Origin of the sequence: Bacteroides sp. 2201st1_D9_2201SCRN_220225 (genome assembly GCF_040928965.1) — a bacterium.
Lineage (GTDB): Bacteria > Bacteroidota > Bacteroidia > Bacteroidales > Bacteroidaceae > Bacteroides > Bacteroides stercoris.
This window is the reverse complement of sequence record NZ_JBCODG010000031.1, coordinates 1-19,046: the sequence shown is the minus strand read 5'-3', so window position 1 is coordinate 19,046 and position 19,046 is coordinate 1. Positions and strand designations below refer to the sequence as shown.

The 19,046-nt window shown below is 47.1% G+C and carries 16 protein-coding genes; 8 read left to right on the top strand and 8 right to left on the bottom strand.

Annotated elements, in window-relative coordinates; translation table 11 throughout:
• Positions 1-4: 4 nt before the first annotated feature.
• Genes AB5903_RS11925 through AB5903_RS11915 form a run of 3 tightly spaced genes read right to left on the bottom strand, consistent with a single transcriptional unit; the run spans position 5 to position 3,352 of the window.
• The gene (locus tag AB5903_RS11925) at positions 5-1,324 is read right to left on the bottom strand and encodes a M48 family metallopeptidase (protein ID WP_005657797.1); all 1,320 of its coding nucleotides are present in this window, start codon (positions 1,322-1,324) and stop codon (positions 5-7) included.
• 47 nt (positions 1,325-1,371) lie between these two features.
• Positions 1,372-2,634 (bottom strand): hypothetical protein, encoded by a 1,263-nt coding sequence (locus AB5903_RS11920; RefSeq protein WP_005657799.1) that lies wholly within the window; start codon positions 2,632-2,634, stop codon positions 1,372-1,374.
• Positions 2,621-3,352: a type III pantothenate kinase gene (locus AB5903_RS11915; RefSeq protein WP_040316292.1), complete on the bottom strand. Its 732-nt coding sequence runs from the start codon at positions 3,350-3,352 to the stop codon at positions 2,621-2,623. The genes AB5903_RS11920 and AB5903_RS11915 overlap by 14 nt, the downstream gene beginning before the upstream one ends.
• 234 nt (positions 3,353-3,586) lie before the next feature.
• On the opposite strand from AB5903_RS11915, the gene AB5903_RS11910 reads away from it, so the two are divergent.
• The 5 genes from AB5903_RS11910 (at position 3,587) to AB5903_RS11890 (ending at position 11,516) form a co-directional block, all read left to right on the top strand.
• A complete protein-coding gene (locus AB5903_RS11910; protein ID WP_005657803.1) occupies positions 3,587-4,738 on the top strand; it encodes a DUF4105 domain-containing protein in 1,152 nt (383 codons plus the stop codon).
• The gene (locus tag AB5903_RS11905; RefSeq protein ID WP_016661477.1) at positions 4,738-6,303 is read left to right on the top strand and encodes an alkaline phosphatase family protein; all 1,566 of its coding nucleotides are present in this window, start codon (positions 4,738-4,740) and stop codon (positions 6,301-6,303) included. Before AB5903_RS11910 ends, AB5903_RS11905 begins: the two co-directional genes overlap by 1 nt.
• Positions 6,304-6,432: 129 nt before the next feature.
• Positions 6,433-9,729, top strand: a complete 3,297-nt coding sequence (gene secA, locus AB5903_RS11900; protein ID WP_005657808.1) for a preprotein translocase subunit SecA — start codon at positions 6,433-6,435, stop codon at positions 9,727-9,729.
• Between the two features lie 178 nt (positions 9,730-9,907).
• Positions 9,908-11,002, top strand: coding sequence for a DUF6340 family protein (locus AB5903_RS11895; RefSeq protein WP_117741067.1), 1,095 nt, complete (start codon positions 9,908-9,910; stop codon positions 11,000-11,002).
• 67 nt (positions 11,003-11,069) lie between these two features.
• Positions 11,070-11,516, top strand: a complete 447-nt coding sequence (locus AB5903_RS11890; RefSeq protein WP_005657812.1) for a hypothetical protein — start codon at positions 11,070-11,072, stop codon at positions 11,514-11,516.
• Positions 11,517-11,603: 87 nt separating this feature from the next.
• On the opposite strand, the gene AB5903_RS11885 is transcribed toward AB5903_RS11890, so the two are convergent.
• The gene (locus AB5903_RS11885) at positions 11,604-14,288 is read right to left on the bottom strand and encodes a valine--tRNA ligase (RefSeq protein WP_272710680.1); all 2,685 of its coding nucleotides are present in this window, start codon (positions 14,286-14,288) and stop codon (positions 11,604-11,606) included.
• 102 nt (positions 14,289-14,390) lie between these two features.
• Here AB5903_RS11885 and AB5903_RS11880 point away from each other — a divergent pair, with 102 nt between their 5' ends.
• The 3 genes from AB5903_RS11880 to mazG all read left to right on the top strand — a co-directional run bounded on the left by AB5903_RS11880 (position 14,391) and on the right by mazG (position 16,545).
• Positions 14,391-14,564: a hypothetical protein gene (locus AB5903_RS11880; RefSeq protein WP_181978989.1), complete on the top strand. Its 174-nt coding sequence runs from the start codon at positions 14,391-14,393 to the stop codon at positions 14,562-14,564.
• A 74-nt stretch (positions 14,565-14,638) separates the two neighbouring features.
• Positions 14,639-15,736, top strand: a complete 1,098-nt coding sequence (locus AB5903_RS11875) for a DUF3810 domain-containing protein (protein ID WP_272710678.1) — start codon at positions 14,639-14,641, stop codon at positions 15,734-15,736.
• Positions 15,737-15,747: 11 nt separating this feature from the next.
• Positions 15,748-16,545 (top strand): nucleoside triphosphate pyrophosphohydrolase, encoded by a 798-nt coding sequence (gene mazG, locus AB5903_RS11870; RefSeq protein WP_005657821.1) that lies wholly within the window; start codon positions 15,748-15,750, stop codon positions 16,543-16,545.
• A gap of 217 nt (positions 16,546-16,762) precedes the next feature.
• Here the strand turns inward: mazG and AB5903_RS11865 are convergent, their stop codons facing one another.
• From AB5903_RS11865 to AB5903_RS11850, 4 genes are all read right to left on the bottom strand, one after another.
• On the bottom strand, positions 16,763-17,242 hold the full coding sequence (locus tag AB5903_RS11865; RefSeq protein ID WP_005657823.1) for a hypothetical protein: 480 nt from the start codon (positions 17,240-17,242) through the stop codon (positions 16,763-16,765).
• Positions 17,243-17,275: 33 nt separating this feature from the next.
• Positions 17,276-17,644, bottom strand: coding sequence for a hypothetical protein (locus AB5903_RS11860; protein WP_040316356.1), 369 nt, complete (start codon positions 17,642-17,644; stop codon positions 17,276-17,278).
• A 48-nt stretch (positions 17,645-17,692) separates the two neighbouring features.
• Positions 17,693-18,247, bottom strand: coding sequence for an RNA polymerase sigma factor (locus tag AB5903_RS11855; protein ID WP_016661483.1), 555 nt, complete (start codon positions 18,245-18,247; stop codon positions 17,693-17,695).
• Between the two features lie 118 nt (positions 18,248-18,365).
• Positions 18,366-18,950 (bottom strand): DNA-3-methyladenine glycosylase I, encoded by a 585-nt coding sequence (locus tag AB5903_RS11850; protein WP_005657829.1) that lies wholly within the window; start codon positions 18,948-18,950, stop codon positions 18,366-18,368.
• Between the last annotated feature and the right edge of the window lie 96 nt (positions 18,951-19,046).

Genomic DNA, 19,046 nt, shown 5'->3' with positions numbered 1-19,046 from the left:
ATTCTTATCTAATGGTTGTAGACTCACCGATCCAGCCACCAATCGTAATACGGTCACCGGCTTTGTAACCCAACATAAAGAGGTCTTTTGCCTGCGGAGTATGACGTGCATAGGTTGCAATCAGTTCATTAACCTTATCTGTAACACTCGGATCTACGGCTTTAGCACGTTGAAGTTTATCAATAACTACGTAGTAAGTACATCTGTTCAATGCAGGCTCATCACTCCAGTTGGGATTTGAACCGTACATTTGAGCCAGCAGAATATAGGGTTCGCCATAGTTTTCATTAAAGCTGATTGCTTTCTGGGCATAAGTTCTTGCCTGAGACAGTTTCTTAGCCTGCCACAAAGCTGCAGCGGTAGCATAAGCCATTTCAGATTTCTTTGCATTATCGGTTTCCATGCCCAATGCTTCATCGAAATACTTCACCGCAGTGTCATAATCACCTTTTTTATAGTACATATATGCTACACCTACAGCTGCATCAGCAGTCGGATTAACACGATACAAATAATCGGAAGCTTTGAAGTATGCCTCACATTCATTACACTTCATCATCTTCAGAATAGTGATGGTCTTCTTCAGGAAAGCAGAGTCTGCCTTATTTTCTTCAACTTTCGGACCGTAGATATTCTGCAATGATTCACAATCAGCTACACCGCTGTTAACGAACATAGCTACCAAATTATCCTTAATTGTTTGCAAAACAGCTTTTTTCTTTGCATTATCCTCTGCTGCAATAGCATCATCGGCGTATTGCGAAGCATTGATATAATCCTGGAAGAATTGATCTGTATGATTAGTATCTGCCTTTACTTTCTGCATGGACACATCAACAAAATAGTGCAATACAGCACCATCAGACTCACCCTTAGCGGTTTCTGCTGATTCTTTCAGCCAGGCATAAGCCTGATTCAAATCAGGAGCAGGTGCATATTGCAGATAATCCACAGCTTTTGTGCCTAATGCAGACGCAACACTCGGTACACCCTTCATCTTTGAAGCAAATTCAGGAATATACTTCATTTTCTGATCATGCACAGCCATCAGTTCATCAAACAATTTCTTATACTCTGCTGAATTACGATCCTTAATCTGACTCATCAAACCTGTAAGAATCTTCTGTGCATCGGTATAAGTGTAATATCTCAGTGTCGGACAATCTTTCAGAACTGCCATACAAGGAGCGTAAGCATCCTTGAAGTTTTTCGCTCTTACTGCCTCATGCGAGATACTACTATTGGCATTACAATCACTTTGTGCGAAAGTGCTGGTTACTCCACCCGAAAGGAGCAAAACAGCGACAAGCGTTTTAATTTTCATTGTATTTAAATTTTAGTTGTTATATTGTCTATTTTCACCATTCAGCATTAATCAACTTTCCGCTTGAAGAACCAGCGTTCATTGAAAGTTACTCCAACACAGATACGCAACGTATTTTCATTCAGGAATGCGGCTGTCTTGCCTTCGGTTCTTACATACTGGGCCGAAAGGCTTAACACAGAACGCGTACGCGGAATGGGAAGTCCGAAACCGGCAGTTACCCCATATTCGTCAGCGGCACGCATACCGTTTATTTTATAATAAGGTTGGGAATAGTAAGCTCCCAAACGATATTTTACATGTGCCAAGTAGCTCCTTCCCATAGGGTTTGGAAGAAATTCAGCGCCTACAGCAATCTTGGTACGGTTACAGAAAGCATTTTTCTCATTCATATAAGTAACTGAACTCCATTTTTGAAAAGTAAAGTCAGCCCCTACCGTCAAACGCTTGTCATACACATAGCTGAAACCAACACCCAAACTCATCGGACTACCGAAAGCGGCAACCGTATCTCTGTTATTCACAGTAGTTCCCGTTTTCTCATTTCCCAATCTATCCTCTACATATGAATCGTTGTTCAAATCATGTCCCGGCGAGAATACTATACCTAATGTAGCTTCATGTTTCTTTCCGAATACCTGCGTATACTGTGCTCCGATATCCAACTTATAGCTTTGTATAGATGTACCTGTTATCGTAGTCAGCGGCAAAGTAGACGAATTTCCCGGAAATGTTATGGCTCTTGTGTGCGTTATATCTCCCCAAAAATATGAGATATTAGCACCGACAGAAAGATTTTTCAAGACTTTAAACCCTGCTCCCAAATATAGCTGATGTAATCCGCCATCTCCATAATATTGCAACGCGCTGGATTGGGAAGGATAATCCGTATCTTCCTTGTATTCCGCCATGCTATACCCTACATTCGAGTAAGGCAACAATCCCAGACTCATAGCAGCCCATTTACCCAAACGAAATTGCATTGTAATATAGTCAAAACTGGAGTTTTTGGCATTTTGCTTTATCGTACCGTTACTGAAGTTCGTATTTTGCAGGGAAATACCGCCGTCAAAAATAAAAGTAAGCGAATCGATCGCCGTATAGGATGCCGGATTAGCGAAATTCACCTGATATTTATCCCGTAATCCGTATGCAATACCACCCATGGCTTTGCTATTACCTGAACCCTGGTCCGCCAATTGTCCGTATCCGTATCGTGTATAGGGAGAATTCGTATTATTTTGAGCGATTGCCGCTCCGGACAACATCATAAGCAAGAACACCAAGAGTGTTTGTCTATATCCTATCATTATTATAGTTTAAAATTCTATTTAATCCTTTCAATACTAAAAATCTGTCTGCAAAGATGATACTTTTTAAGTTTGTATCAAAAGAAAAATCATCGCCGCCCGTTAAAAAAACCAAAAGTTCAGGATATTTATGTTTCATCGCCGTTATGTAACCCGAAATTTCATATTCCATACCTTTCAGCACTCCTTCGCGCATTGCCGTATCGGTATCGCTGCCCAACGGCAGGCGCCGTCCCTCCCGAAGCACCAGCGGAAGCCTTCCTGTGAACTCATGGAGCGCCCTAAAGCGCATCTGCACGCCCGGCGAAATATTTCCGCCATGATAACGTCCGGCGGCATCTATAAATTCATAAGTAATGCAAGTCCCGGCATCTATAACCAGAATATCCTTACCGGGAAACTGTTCGTATGCGCCCACCACAGCCGCCATCCGGTCATATCCCAAGGTTTCGGGCGTTTCGTAAAGATTCTCCACCGGAAGCAATGTTTTTTCATTTAGCCACAACAATGAAACGGGCAAACTTTTCAGTTGTGCCAACACCCGTTCATTCAAATCGATAACGGTAGCCACGATTGCCTTCTCGACAGCATATTTCGCACATATATCCGACAGACATTCAAGCGTTTGATTAGAATCATAGAGTATTTCTACAATATCCTTATCTTTAAACACCGCTATCTTTGCAACGGTATTACCTATATCGATAATAAGATTCATTCTGCATATATTTAAAGCGGCGCAAAGATAGCACTTTTTTCCTTTGTTCCACATGCATAAAAGAAAAAGGTTCTCCTATGACAATTGCTGTTTTAAGATTTAAAGTCTATCTTTGTAACGAATTACAAAATACACTCTTGATTAAATCAATGATAATAAAAAAGACAAATGAAGTTATCTCCATCGGTTTTCCGTTCACTTATTTTTCTTTTCTTCAGCCTGTCCGTCGTCACTATGCAGGCACAAGAACCAAAAAGAGTTATTCCGGACTCTATACATATCAATCTGTTGACATGTGCCTCGGGAGAAGAAATATATTCCCTTTTCGGACATACGGCCATACGGTACGAAAACTATACCCGCGGCATTGACGCAGTATTCAATTACGGCATATTCAACTTCAATGCTCCCAACTTCATCCTTCGTTTTGCCTTGGGTGAAACGGACTACCAATTGGGAGTAACCGATTATGAACGCTTTGCTGCAGAATATTATTACCTGGAACGCGATGTTTGGCAACAAGAGCTGAATCTCACTGTACAAGAGAAAGAAAAGTTGGTTATGTTACTTGAAGAGAATTACCGCCCCGAAAACCGGATATATCGTTATAACTTCTTTTACGATAACTGTGCCACACGTCCGCGCGATTTAATAGAAAAATCCATTAACGGCACGCTGCAATACGCAGGCGACATGACAGACACTGATTCCGGCATTTCTTTCCGAGACCTGCTGCACAAATACAGCAAGGGGCATCCCTGGTCGCGTTTCGGCATGGACTTATGTATGGGCAGCCAAGCCGACAAAACCATCAACCGCAGACTGATGATGTTTGTACCTTTCTATGTACAAGAGTACTTCAACCAAGCCCGCATTGTAAACAAAGAAGGAGAAACACGCCCTTTGGTACTGAATGAAGAGAAAATAATAGTAACCGGCAACGAAGAAGCGGAACAGCCTTCCGATGGCTTCACCCCTATGCAGACCGCCCTGCTCCTTCTTATACTGACCGCAGCCGCCACCATCTACGGCATACGCCGGAAGAAAACGCTTTGGGGAATCGATTTCGCGCTGTTCTTTGCCGCCGGAACGGCGGGATGTATATTGGCGTTCCTTGCCTTGTTCTCCCAACATCCTGCCGTCAGTCCCAATTATCTGCTGTTTGTGTTCCATCCGCTTCATCTTTTCTGCCTGCCTTGTATGCTGAACAGAGTGCGAAAAAGGAAAAGAAGCCGTTATATGCTGGCGAACTTTATTGTTTTAACACTTTTTATATTGCTTTGGCTCGTAATACCGCAAAGATTTCCGTTAGCAGTGTTACCTTTGGCACTTTGTTTGCTGATACGTTCTGCAAGCAACCTAATTCTCACATACGATAAGAAATAATGAAGAAAGGACTGATAACTTCCATACTCGCACTGACATTCGGCAGCCTGCAAGCCCAGCCACTGCCGCCATCTCCGAAACTGGTGGTGACGTTGACAATAGACCAACTGCGTACAGACTACATGGAAGCATTCTCGTCATTGTATGGAGAAAAGGGGGTTAAACGGCTGTTAAGGGAAGGGAAAGTATTCCGCCAGGCTGACTATTCTTTCAATGTCGCCGACCGCGCTTCTGCCATTGCCGCTCTCTACACAGGTACCACACCGTCCATGAACGGCATCATAGCCGAACGTTGGTTTGACCCCAAAACCCTGCGTCCGAAGAATTGTGTAGACGACTCCGCTTTCATGGGTAACTATACCGACCAGAACACCGCCCCTACCCAACTGTTGACTTCCACTTTTGCCGACGAACTTAAAATAGCCACTAAAAACGCCGCACTGGTATATGCCATTGCCCCCTTTCGCGATGCTGCCGTCCTTTCGGCCGGACATAGCGGTAACGGCGCATTCTGGCTGAATCATCAAACCGGCAAATGGTGCGGCACAACCTATTACGGCGAGTATCCCTGGTGGCTGAGCCAATACAACGACGGGCAATCACCCGACTTCCGCATCAAGGAGATGGAGTGGAATCCTCTTCACCCCATCACAAGCTATACATTCCTGCCCGAATGGCGCACCATCCCTTTCAAGTATAGGTTTGAAACAGAAAAAGACAACAAGTACCGCCGGTTGATAACCAGCCCGCTCATCAACGATGAAGTGAACCGTGTGACAGAGGATTTGCTGGATAAAAGCAATATCGGCAAGGACGACATCACTGATTTGCTTGCAATTACCTATTATGCAGGCAACTACAATCACCGCAGCACGCAAGAGTGTGCCATGGAAATGCAAGACACCTACGCCCGCTTAGACCAAAGCATCGCCCGCTTGCTGGATATGCTGGAAAGCAAAGTAGGCCTGCAAAACGTACTGTTATGCATCGCGTCCACAGGATATGCCGACCCGGACGGAGCAGACATAGGCATCTACCGTATTCCCGGAGGAGAATTCCATCTGAACCGTTGCGCCACTTTGCTGAACATGTATCTGATGGCTACTTACGGTGAAGGACAATATGTAGAAGGCTTTTATAATCAACAGATATATCTCAATCATAAATTAATAGAGGAGAAGCAGTTGAATCTTGCCGAAATACAACAAAAGTCGGCAGAATTTCTGGTGCAGTTCAGCGGAGTTAACAAAGTATATTCCGCCTACCAATTACTGCTGGGTTCCTGGGCTCCGCAGATGGAGCACATACGCAACGGGTTCCACCGCCACCGCTCCGGCGACTTGATTATCGAAGTCTTGCCGGGCTGGACCGTTATGCAGGAAAACAGCAATGACAACCGCGTAGTACGCGCTGCCACCATAGCCACTCCTCTCATTCTTCTTGGCAAAGGAATAAAGCCGGAAATTATCCGCATGCCGGTTGCCATAGACCGCGTTGCTCCCACCCTATCGAGTGCGATGCGCATCCGCGCCCCCAATGCGTGCACAGCCGCACCGCTCAATTAAGGAACAAACTCCGCATTCTCCGTGGCAAGTCCTTAAAATAATCAGTGCAACTTTACATTATCTATTGCAAAATCAGTAACTTTGCACGCCATATAAACTTTAGTAAATAATAATAAAAACAAATACATAATGGGATTTAATGAATTTTTAAGCTCGATTTTCGGAAATAAGGCTACCCGTGACATGAAGGAAATAAAGCCGTGGGTAGACAAAGTAAAAGCCGCTTATCCGGAAATAGCCGCATTGGACAATGATGCCCTGCGTGCCAAAACCGAAGAACTGAAGGCATACATCCGTAACTCGGCAGCGGAACAACGCTCCAAAGTGGAAGAACTGAAAGCAAGCGTTGAAAACACGGAACTGGAAGAACGCGAAGAACTCTTTGCTCAAATAGACAAACTGGAAAAAGAGATATTGGATATTTACGAAAAAGCATTGGACGAGGTGCTGCCCGCCGCTTTTTCCATCGTAAAGGAAACCGCCAAGCGTTTTTCCGAAAATGAAGAAATCACGGTAACCGCTACGGAGTTCGACCGCCATCTGGCTGCTACCAAAGATTTCGTACGTATTGAAGGCGATAAGGCCATCTACCAGAACCACTGGGTAGCCGGTGGCAATGATACGGTATGGAACATGGTACACTACGACGTACAGTTGTTCGGCGGTGTGGTACTGCACAAAGGCAAGATTGCGGAAATGGCAACCGGTGAAGGTAAGACTTTGGTGGCTACCCTGCCCGTATTCCTCAATGCACTGACCGGAAACGGCGTACACGTGGTAACCGTGAACGACTATCTGGCAAAGCGTGACTCCGAATGGATGGGTCCTCTTTATATGTTCCACGGTTTGAGCGTGGATTGCATCGACAAGCACCAGCCCAACTCCGATGCACGCCGCCAGGCTTATCTCGCAGATATCACCTTCGGTACGAACAACGAATTCGGTTTCGACTATCTGCGCGACAACATGGCTATCAGCCCGAAAGACCTGGTACAACGCCAGCACAATTACGCCATCGTCGATGAGGTGGACTCCGTATTGATTGACGACGCCCGTACTCCGCTGATTATCTCCGGTCCGGTACCCAAAGGCGACGACCAACTCTTCGAACAACTCCGTCCGCAGGTAGAACGCCTGGTAGAAGCACAGAAGAAACTTGCCACGCAATACCTTGCCGACGCCAAACGCCTGATAGCTTCAAACGACAAGAAAGAACAGGAAGAAGGATTCCTTGCCCTGTACCGCAGCCACAAGTGCTTGCCGAAGAACAAGGCATTGATTAAGTTCCTCAGCGAGCAGGGTATCAAAGCCGGTATGCTCAAAACCGAGGAAATCTACATGGAGCAGAACAACAAGCGTATGCACGAGGTTACCGACCCGCTGTATTTCGTAATCGATGAAAAGTTGAACAGCGTAGACCTCACCGACAAGGGTGTAGACTTAATTAGCGGTAACTCCGCCGACCCTACGTTCTTCGTACTTCCCGACATCACCGCCCAGCTCTCCGAACTGGAAAATGAAAAAGACCTGACGGATGAGGAACGCCTTGCCAAGAAAGACGCCCTTATGACCAACTTCGCCATCAAGAGCGAGCGTGTACATACCATCAACCAACTGTTGAAAGCTTACACCATGTTCGAGAAAGACGACGAATACGTGGTTATCGACGGTCAGGTGAAGATTGTGGACGAACAGACCGGACGTATCATGGAAGGCCGCCGCTACTCCGACGGCTTGCATCAGGCCATCGAAGCCAAAGAAGGCGTGAAAGTGGAAGCCGCCACACAGACCTTTGCAACGATTACGCTGCAAAATTACTTCCGTATGTATCACAAGCTGTCCGGTATGACCGGTACTGCCGAAACGGAAGCAGGCGAACTTTGGGACATCTACAAACTGGATGTAGTCGTTATCCCGACCAACCGCCCCATTGCCCGCAACGATATGAACGACCGCGTTTACAAGACCAAACGCGAAAAATATAAAGCCGTTATCGAAGAGATTGAGAAAATGGTGGCAGCCGGACGTCCTGTCCTGGTGGGTACTACTTCCGTTGAAATCTCCGAAATGCTGAGCAAGATGCTGACTATGCGCCATATCGAGCACAGCGTACTGAATGCGAAGCTGCACCAGAAGGAAGCCGACATCGTAGCCAAAGCCGGTTTGAGTTGCGCCGTAACCATTGCCACTAATATGGCGGGTCGTGGTACGGACATCAAGCTGAGCCCGGAAGTAAAAGCTGCGGGCGGTCTTGCCATTATCGGTACGGAGCGTCACGAATCGCGCCGTGTAGACCGCCAGTTGCGTGGTCGTGCCGGACGTCAGGGTGACCCCGGTTCATCCGTATTCTTCGTCTCTTTGGAAGACGACCTGATGCGTCTGTTCTCTTCCGACCGTATTGCCGGCGTTATGGACAAGCTCGGTTTCAAGGAAGGCGAAATGATTGAGCATAGCATGATTTCCAAGTCTATCGAACGTGCACAGAAGAAAGTGGAAGAAAATAACTTCGGTATCCGTAAACGCCTGCTGGAGTACGATGATGTGATGAACAAACAGCGTACCGTAGTCTACACCAAACGCCGCCACGCTTTGATGGGCGAACGTATCGGCATGGACATTGTGAACATGATTTGGGACCGTTGTGTCAATGCGATCGAAGCTCCTACCTATGAGGACTGCAAGATGGATCTTCTCCAGACACTTGCCATGGAAACTCCGTTCACGGAAGAGGAGTTCCGCAACGAGAAAAAGGAGAAACTTGCCGATAAGGCTTTCGATGCTGCCATGGAACTTTTCAAACGCAAAACCGAACGTATGGCACAAATCGCTTATCCGGTTATCAAGCAGGTATACGAGAATCAAGGACACATGTACGAAAACATCCTGATTCCCATTACAGACGGCAAGCGCATGTATAACATCTCCTGCAACCTGAAAGCCGCTTATGAAAGCGAATGCAAGGAAGTAGTGAAAGCGTTTGAGAAGTCTATCCTGCTGCATGTCATCGATGAAGCATGGAAAGAGAACCTGCGCGAACTGGATGACTTGAAACACTCCGTACAGAATGCCAGCTACGAACAGAAAGACCCGCTGTTAATTTACAAGCTGGAGTCTGTAAACCTGTTCGATACAATGGTAGACAAGATAAACAATCAGACAGTTTCCATCCTGATGCGCGGACAAATCCCGGTACAGGAACCGCAGGAAGTTCGTCAGGCAGCTCCCGAACAACGTCAGGATTTAAGCAAATATCGCGAGCAAAAGCAAGACCTGACCGACCCAAACCAGCAAGCCGCCGCCCAGCAGGATACGCGCGAACAGCAGAAACGCGAACCTATCCGCGTAGAAAAGACGGTGGGACGTAACGACCCTTGTCCGTGCGGAAGCGGTAAGAAGTACAAGAACTGTCACGGAAAGAACGCGTAAAATAACGATTAGTGGTTAGAGATTAGCGATTAAGGGTTCATTGAGTACCAATCTTAATCACTAACCACTAATCGCTAATCACTATAATAAGAGCCTCGAACGGTTAAAAACTGTTCGAGGCTTTTATTTATTCAAGTAAAAGATTACTTTTGTTTTTCAGAACTAAGAATAAAAGACTATGACTAAATACTCTTATTACCTGTTACTGTCCTGTTTGATGTTTTTGGCGGGTTGCCAAACCGTCGAACCGCTTGCCATAGATTATATGTTACCGGCGGATGTAAGTTTCCCACCGAGTTTGAAACGGGTAGCCATTGTCAATAACATGCCTGAAGTTCCGGACAACAAGCCTATTCTTGCCAAAGAGAAGAAAAAAGACGATTTTGAGATAGCCAGCAAAACAGATTATTACAACGGCAATGCCGCCATTGCCACGGAATCCCTTGCCGAAGCCCTTGCCCACGAGAACTACTTCAACGAAGTGGTTATCTGCGATTCGGCCTTACGTGCCCACGATGTCACTCCCCGCGAAGGAGCACTGTCACAAGAAGAAACAAACCGGTTGGTGCATGACTTGGACGTAGATTTCCTCATCGCATTGGAAAACGTACAGATACGCTCTGTCCGCAAAATAAAGTACATGCGCGACTGGGGTATTTATTACGGCACGGTAGATGCCCGGATATATCCTACTGTCAGGATTTACCTGCCCAACCGCAGTACCCCTATGGCTACAATCAACGCTAACGACAGCATTTTCTGGGAAGAAACCGGAAACGGTCCCTTTGTACAAGGCAACCTCATCAGTGAAGAAGAACTGATAAAACAAGCTTCTGATTTTGCCGGAACCATACCGGTAAAGAAACTGCTACCGTATTGGAAAACCGCCAACCGCTATCTGTTCTGCGGCGGTTCCGTAAACATGCGCGATGCCGCTGTATATGCCCGGGACAAGCAATGGAACACAGCCATCGGGCTATGGAAGCAAACCTACGCCACCCAAAAAGGAAAGAAAAAGATGCAGGCAGCCTATAACCTTGCTGTCGGCTATGAAATGCAGGACAGTATTGCCGCCGCTCTCGACTGGGCGTTGAAAGCGCAAGCCGAAGCACGTATCGTAGACGGCGTGGATAAAAAAGATTTGACTCACCTTGGCAAAGCGGATATCCCCTACTACGTCCTTACAACACTTTACGCCACCGAATTAAAGGAACGGAAAGAAGGCTTATCGCGCCTAAATATGCAAATGCAGCGATTTAATAATGATTTTTAGTCAAATACTGTAAATGTAATTGTTTTTTTTATACCTTTGAACATCCATTAAGTAAAGAAAAGCAATTATGAAACTCAGTCAACCGGCATTATCTCTTCTCGAAGAAACTATCAAACAGGCAATCGGCAAGTACGCTTGCGGTTGTGAGCAGACAGTCGTTACGGATATCCATCTGCAAGCCAACCAAAGTTCGGGCGAATTTTCCATATTCGACGATGATGACAAAGAACTCGCCAGTACCACCATAGAAGAATGGATGACATACGAAGGCGATGATTTCTACGAAAACATGGAACGCATCCTGAGCAATCTGCTCTGCAACCTCAAGAACCGGGGTGCTTTTGACAAGCTGACCATCATGAAGCCTTTCTCTTTCGTATTGGTAGATGACGACAAGGAAACCATAGCCGAACTCTTGTTGCTGGACGATGACACCCTGCTGGTAAACGAAGAGCTGCTGAAGGGATTGGATGAGGAGTTGGATGCTTTCCTAAAAGACTTACTGGAGAAATAACGAATCATATACGAATCGTACAACGTACATAAAAAAGGTCCGGACTTTATTGAGTCCGGACCTTTCTTTTATATCGGAGATACTGTCTTACGCTTTCTTCAAAGCGGCAATACTTTCTCTCAGTGAGCTGATGATACTCTCCGCGTCCGCCTGTTTCTTGCGTTCCATTTCGATAACGGCAGCAGGAGCATTATTCACGAACTTCTCGTTACTCAGTTTCTTCAGAACGCCTTGCAGGAAGCCTTCCTTATGCTTCAATTCAGCTTCCATACGGGCTATTTCGGCTTCCACATCAATCATGTTGCCCAAAGGAACGGCAAATTCCGTTGTGCCTACCATGAAAGCGGCAGCGCCGTCGGCCTTAACCTCAACTGCGGTTACGGCAGAAAGGTTGCACATCTTGATAATGACAGCATCGAAAGCAGCCACCGGGTTTTCACCGACAACCTGTAATTCCAACGGTTCTTTTTGGGCGATGTTCTTCTGCAAACGGATAGAACGTACATTACTGATAACCTCTTTCACCACCTCGAACTGCTGCACAAAAGCCTCGTCCACTTCCGTCGACATGGAGATAGGGCTTACCATAAGGCTTTCCCCGTCCTTACGGTCGACGATATGCTGCCACAACTCTTCGGTGATGAACGGCATGAACGGATGCAACAGGTGCAACAGATTATCGAAGAAACCGATAGTCGTGTCGTACACCTTCTTGTTGATAGGCTGACCGTAAGCAGGCTTAATCATCTCCAGATACCAGGAAGAGAATTCATCCCAGAAGAGCTTGTACACCGCCATCAATGCTTCGCTCAAACGATACTTGCCGAACAGGTCTGCCAATTCGGCAGCCACGGCATTCTGTTTGGACTCGAACCAGCGCATAGCCAGTTCGGCAGCTTCCGGCACAGGCACTTCCTCACTCACTTCCCAGCCCTTAACCAGACGGAAAGCATTCCATATCTTATTGTTGAAGTTACGTCCCTGTTCGCAAAGTGCATCGTCAAAAAGGATGTCGTTGCCGGCAGGAGCCGAAAGCATCATACCCATACGCACACCATCGGCGCCGTAGCGGTCTATCAGGTCAAGCGGGTCGGGTGAATTGCCGAGCGATTTGGACATCTTGCGTCCCAGCTTGTCGCGGACAATACCCGTGAAGTAAACGTTCTTGAACGGCATCTTGCCTTCGTATTCATACCCTGCCATAATCATGCGCGCCACCCAGAAGAAGATAATATCCGGCCCCGTTACCAGGTCGCTGGTAGGATAATAATAGTTGATTTCTTCGTTGCCCGGATTCAGGATACCGTCGAACAGGGAGATAGGCCACAACCAGGAAGAGAACCAGGTGTCGAGACAATCCTCGTCCTGACGCAAATCCTCTATTTTAAGGGCAGGATTTCCGGTCTTTTCCTGTGCCAGCTTCAAGGCTTCTTCGGGAGTGGCTGCCACCACATATCCGCCTTCCGGCAGGAAGTAAGCAGGAATGCGGTGTCCCCACCACAACTGGCGGCTGATACACCAGTCCTTGATGTTCTCCAGCCAGTTCTTATAGGTATTTTTATATTTGGCAGGGTAGAATTTCAAGTCATCATTCATCACCGGGGGCAGAGCCATATCGGCAAAGTGCTGCATCTTGAGGAACCACTGCATGGAGAGCTTCGGCTCGATTGCCACGTTGGTACGTTCGGAGAAACCGACCTTATTGGTATAGGCTTCCACCTTTTCCAGCAACCCGGCACCCTGCAGGTCTTTCTCAATCTGCTCGCGTACATCGAAGCGGTCCATTCCTACGTACAGTCCGGCTGCTTCGCTCAGCGTACCGTTGTCGTTGAAGATGTCGATGGCAGGCAGGTTGTATTTCTCGCCCAGCATATAGTCGTTGACGTCGTGTGCAGGAGTTACCTTCAGACAGCCCGTACCGAACTCCACGTCTACATAATCATCCTGGATAACAGGAATAACGCGGTTCACCAGCGGCACAATCACTTTCTTGCCCTTCAGCCATTGGTTCTTCGGGTCGGCAGGGTTGATACACATCGCCGTATCACCCATGATTGTTTCGGGACGCGTAGTGGCTACCACGGCATAACGCTTGCCGGAAGCGTCGCGATGAACTACTTCGCCTTCGGCTCCCGTCTCACCGGACATGTCATCGTCGGCAACGTAATATTTCAGATAATACAGCTTGCTGTGCTCTTCCTTATAGATAACCTCTTCGTCGCTGAGGGCGGTGAGGGCTTTCGGGTCCCAGTTCACCATACGCACACCGCGATAAATCAGCCCCTTGTTGTAAAGGTCTACAAACACTTTAATCACGCTTTCACTGCGTTTCTCATCCATGGTGAAGGCAGTGCGGTCCCAATCGCAGGAAGCGCCCAGCTTACGGAGCTGTTTCAGGATGATGCCACCGTGCTCGTCCGTCCATTCCCAGGCATGCTTCAGGAATTCGTCGCGGGTAAGGTCTGTTTTCTTGATGCCCTGTGCGGCAAGCTTGTTCACAACCTTGGCTTCGGTGGCAATGGAAGCATGGTCCGTACCCGGAACCCAGCAGGCGTTCTTGCCTTCCATACGGGCACGGCGTACAAGGATATCTTGGATGGTATTATTAAGCATGTGTCCCATGTGGAGCACACCGGTGACGTTAGGGGGCGGAATGACGATGGTGTAGGGCTCACGACCATCGGGTTTAGAACTGAATAATTTGTGGTCTAACCAATACTGGTACCACTTTCCCTCTACGTCAGCGGGATTGTACTTACTTGCTAATTCCATGTTTCTAAAATCTATATTTTGTTATAATGGGCGCAAAATTAATAAATTAATAGCTTTATCCGGCAAAAGCAATGAAAAGAATTACATACCTTTGCTTTACAAATGATGATTTTATACGGAGTTGCCGTAACAAGCACCCGGTGCCGCTTCGGCTTCGGCTACCGAAACCGGAAGTTTCCACGCAAGGAAACAGGAGTATACACGCAGGGAAACGACAGTGTCTACGTAAGGAAACAGCAGTTTCCACGTAAGGAAACCGGAGTATCCACCGCTTGAAACTCCCGTTCCCACAGGGAGAAACAACAGCACCGAAGGCAGGAAACCGGCACGGGCCCCAAAAAGAAGAATAGATGAAGCGTAGCATAACAATAGCAGGAGTGAGATTCAGAGGCAATTCATTACTTTTGATATTTTTTTTGTTGCTCGTATTGTGCGTGCAGACAGTGCCCGGTTTGGGAGATGCCTACGCCATGTACGTATACCCGTCCATCGCCCGGGTACTTTCGTCCTTCTCCCGGCTTGTGCCTTTCGCCATCGGCGACCTGTTCATTGCGCTAAGTATCGCCGGCGTACTTCTCTACCCTGTTTACGCACGCTGCATCCGCAAACAGAAATGGAACCGTATCCTGCAGAAAGATGTAAAGTATCTTCTATGGGTGTACGTATGGTTCTATCTGGCATGGGGACTGAATTACTCGCAAAAAAACTTTTACGAGCGGACGCGCATTCCTTACACAGCCTATACTCCTGATAACTTTCGGAGTTTTACAGACAGCTATATCGAGAATCTGAACAGCTCTTACACCGATATTACGTCGGTCGAAAAAGAGCTGGTCTGCCGTGAAAGCGTACGGGTCTATAATCAAATCGGTGACTCCTTAGGCGTTCACCGCCCCTTTCATCAAACGCCCCGCGCAAAGACGATGCTATTCACCCCACTGATTTCCATGGTAGGCGTCACCGGCGGCATGGGACCTTTCTTCTGCGAGTTCACCCTGAACGGCGACTTGCTCCCCTCGCAATATCCGGCTACTTACGCCCACGAGTTTGCCCACTTATTGGGTATCACCAGCGAGGCGGAAGCCAACTTCTACGCCTATCAGGTATGTACACGCTCGCAAGTGCAGGCCATCCGCTTCAGCGGTTACCTCTCCGTACTGCCGCATGTCCTGAACAACGCCCGCCGGCTCATGGCTGAAGAGGAATACGCGCAGCTCTTCCGGCGCATACGTCCGGAGATTATCGGACTGGCAAAGAAGAACAGCGAGTACTGGATGAAGAAATACAATCCTGTAATCGGCCGCATTCAGGACCGGATATACGACTTATACCTGAAAGGAAACAAGATAGAAAGCGGGCGGAAAAACTACTCGGAAGTGGTAGGCCTACTGATTTCGTATGAGGAATGGAAGAAAAACAGTATCTTTGCGTCAATAATGTTTAATTAAAAAAATAACTCATGCAACATACAAGAAAGGAACAGATGGAAGCCTTCGGCCGCTTCCTCGACATACTCGACGAACTGCGTGTGAAATGTCCCTGGGACAAGAAGCAGACCAACGAAAGCCTGCGTCCCAATACCATTGAAGAGACTTATGAACTATGCGATGCCCTGATGCGCGACGATAAGCAGGATATCTGCAAAGAACTGGGAGACGTGCTGCTCCACGTGGCTTTCTATGCCAAGATAGGTTCGGAAACCGGCGATTTCGACATAAAGGATGTATGCGACCGCTTATGTGAGAAGCTTATCTTCCGCCATCCCCACGTATTCGGTGATGTGAAAGCGGAGACTGCCGGACAGGTATCAGAAAACTGGGAACAGTTGAAACTCAAGGAAAAAGGGGGCAACAAAACGGTGTTGAGCGGTGTGCCCGCCGCCCTGCCCTCGCTCATCAAGGCATACCGCATTCAGGACAAAGCCCGCAACGTGGGTTTCGACTGGGAAGAACGGGAACAGGTGTGGGATAAAGTAAAAGAAGAAATCGGAGAATTCCAAGCCGAAGTGGCCCGCATGGACAAGCAGAAAGCAGAAGAGGAATTCGGTGACGTAATGTTCAGCCTTATCAATGCCGCACGCCTGTATAAAATAAATCCGGACAATGCACTGGAGCATACCAACCAGAAGTTTATCCGCCGCTTCAACTATGTGGAAGCACATAGCATCAAGGAAGGCAGAAACCTGCACGACATGACGCTGGAAGAAATGGATAAATTATGGGAAGAAGCCAAAGCATTGGAAAAGAAAGGAAACTGAAATTCACTTACTATCTGTTTCTTTTCAGGCACGGAATTACACGGATTTCACGGAAAAAGATAAAATAAATCCGTGTAATTCCGTGCCCGAAAGAAATCATCAAGTGTATTTGAACACTCTCCTTTTAAATATTAAAGTTACAACCTGTAACTTTTCAGAACAGTCATTTTAGTTTTGACGCACCCGCACAATTTTCAATCCGGGCATATATCCTTTTTCATTTCTTGCCCGGCTGGGGTTTCGACGTCTTATCTTTGTTGTCATTATGCCGCATTCCTTTCAGCAATTCCCGGTGAAAACGCATCTCGGCTTTCTGCACCAGATAAAGTTTCTTGGCAGACAATATCTTCTTGAACTTCGCAAAATAAGTCTTGTCCAAACGGTCGGCAGCGATACGGGCATCGTACACGCCTTCCATAATCACATCATATTGGGCTTCGGTGGTCTTTTCGTCCTTTCCCTGACGAATCAGACTCCACGCCTTGTCATTCTGCTCTTTTTTCTTGTCCTGCAATTCAAAATAAAGAGGAAAGAACCTGGCTGCCTCTTCCTTGGTCAATCCGGCTTTTTCTGTGATATATGCTTTTTGTCTGGCACGGAACTCAGCAGGCGACAAACGTTGGTTGCATCCGTCCGCTGCCCGCAATACGGGTGCCAGACTGCACATCATTACTAATAAAACAATCAGCTTTTTCATTTCTTTTTTCAATCGGTTAAAGTTCTCTACGGCTTATTCGGCATCGGAATCGGCCAGATATACATACAATGAGTAGTCGTCAAGCATGGAGTTATCCACCGCCATGTTGATATATTCCATTTCGGTTTCCGTTTCGTCGGCAGCCATGCGGTCGGTTGCAGCCGGCGTACGGTCAGAGGAAGCCACGCGGATAATCAATGCCGCACCTACAAACATAGCTGCCATATAGGCCCAGGGTTTCACCCTCTCCCACATCGTAGGCTCTTTCTGTTCGAAGGCAAGTTTCTCCTTTTCGGGCAGACGGTTCATCAGCTCCGAAGTGAAATTCTCAAAATATCCTTCGGGAACACGGAAAGCATTCTCCGTCCCTACTTTCTTGAGTATGTTGTCTTCTTCTTTCATAAGCTCTTCTCCTTTCTGTTTGGTTAGACTTTTTTTCACGTTAAAGGTTTAATCTTCTTCTCCCAATATCTTCTCTATTTTTTTTACGGCATGGTGGTAGGACGCTTTCAAAGCCCCCACCGAAGTACCGAAAATATCGGACATCTGCTCGTATTTCATTTCCTGGTAGTACTTCAGGTTGAACACCATGCGTTGCTTTTCGGGCAAGGTGAGCAACGCTTTCTGCAAGGCCATCTGAGCTTTGTCGCCCGAAAAGTACGGATCGCTCTCCAGCTTCTGAAGGGTGTCGGCTTCGGGAGCGTCCAACGACACGGTGCTCGCTGCCCGCTGTTTGTTCAGGAAAGTAAGGCATTCGTTTAGGGCGATGCGGTAGAGCCAGGTGGAGAGTTTGGCCTCTGCCCGGAAATAATCGATATTGAGCCATGCCTTGACGAAGGTATTCTGAAGCAAGTCGTTGGCATCCTCATGCGAAAGCACCATGCGCCGGATTTGCCAGTATAACTGCTCGCTGTATTGCGCCACAATCATCTCAAATCCCCGCTTCTGCGTACTCTCTTCCTGAAGAAGCGCCAGCACTTCGCGTTCGTTATAAGAAGGGTTCATATAGTCTATTCACATTTATATCTTTTCTCTACGCAAAGATAGAAAATTAAAAACGAAAAGCCATCCGCAAGAGGCAAAAAGCCCGGCAGGCACAAAAGCATATTGCCGATTCGTTTGTTTAATGCTCCTCTTTGACTTGGCGGCAGATACATTCTGCCAGATGGTCGTTGACAAAGCCTGCTGCCTGCAAATGCGCGTAGCAAATCGTGCTCCCGAAGAACTTGAATCCCCGTTTTTTCATGTCCTTGCTCATAGCATCGGATTGGGGCGATGATACAGGAATATCGCTCAATGAGTGAACGGTATTCACGATAGGCTTCCCGTCGGGGAAGAATGAAAGGGTGTAGTTATAAAAGCTGCCGAACTCCTTCTGCACGGCAAGGAACAGCCTTGCGTTCGTAATGGTCGATTTGATTTTCAGACGGTTCCGCACAATACCCTCAAACTGCATCAGACGCTCAACGTCCTCATCGGTCATTTGCGCCACTTGTCCGGCATCGAAGTTGCAAAAGGCTTTACGGTATCCCTCGCGCTTTTTGAGGATTGTGATCCAGCTCAGTCCGGCTTGGGAACTCTCCAATACAAGAAACTCAAACAGCGTCCTGTCATCGGTCACCAATCTTCCCCACTCCTCATCGTGGTACTTCACATACAGTTCATCCGTTCCGCACCAGCCGCAACGTCCGTTTATTATATCTTGCATACTTATAATATTTATACGTCAGCAAATTTAGATATAAATCACGATTTATATGCCAGTGGGATATGAAAAAATCAAGACCACCCCTATCTTTATGGC

Coding starts and splice junctions, on each gene's coding strand:
- AB5903_RS11925 (WP_005657797.1), bottom strand. CDS start 1,324: ATGAAAATTAAAACGCTTGTCGCTGTTTTGCTCCTTTCGGGTGGAGTA.
- AB5903_RS11920 (WP_005657799.1), bottom strand. CDS start 2,634: ATGATAGGATATAGACAAACACTCTTGGTGTTCTTGCTTATGATGTTG.
- AB5903_RS11915 (WP_040316292.1), bottom strand. CDS start 3,352: ATGAATCTTATTATCGATATAGGTAATACCGTTGCAAAGATAGCGGTG.
- AB5903_RS11910 (WP_005657803.1), top strand. CDS start 3,587: ATGCAGGCACAAGAACCAAAAAGAGTTATTCCGGACTCTATACATATC.
- AB5903_RS11905 (WP_016661477.1), top strand. CDS start 4,738: ATGAAGAAAGGACTGATAACTTCCATACTCGCACTGACATTCGGCAGC.
- secA (WP_005657808.1), top strand. CDS start 6,433: ATGGGATTTAATGAATTTTTAAGCTCGATTTTCGGAAATAAGGCTACC.
- AB5903_RS11895 (WP_117741067.1), top strand. CDS start 9,908: ATGACTAAATACTCTTATTACCTGTTACTGTCCTGTTTGATGTTTTTG.
- AB5903_RS11890 (WP_005657812.1), top strand. CDS start 11,070: ATGAAACTCAGTCAACCGGCATTATCTCTTCTCGAAGAAACTATCAAA.
- AB5903_RS11885 (WP_272710680.1), bottom strand. CDS start 14,288: ATGGAATTAGCAAGTAAGTACAATCCCGCTGACGTAGAGGGAAAGTGG.
- AB5903_RS11880 (WP_181978989.1), top strand. CDS start 14,391: ATGATGATTTTATACGGAGTTGCCGTAACAAGCACCCGGTGCCGCTTC.
- AB5903_RS11875 (WP_272710678.1), top strand. CDS start 14,639: ATGAAGCGTAGCATAACAATAGCAGGAGTGAGATTCAGAGGCAATTCA.
- mazG (WP_005657821.1), top strand. CDS start 15,748: ATGCAACATACAAGAAAGGAACAGATGGAAGCCTTCGGCCGCTTCCTC.
- AB5903_RS11865 (WP_005657823.1), bottom strand. CDS start 17,242: ATGAAAAAGCTGATTGTTTTATTAGTAATGATGTGCAGTCTGGCACCC.
- AB5903_RS11860 (WP_040316356.1), bottom strand. CDS start 17,644: ATGAAAGAAGAAGACAACATACTCAAGAAAGTAGGGACGGAGAATGCT.
- AB5903_RS11855 (WP_016661483.1), bottom strand. CDS start 18,247: ATGAACCCTTCTTATAACGAACGCGAAGTGCTGGCGCTTCTTCAGGAA.
- AB5903_RS11850 (WP_005657829.1), bottom strand. CDS start 18,950: ATGCAAGATATAATAAACGGACGTTGCGGCTGGTGCGGAACGGATGAA.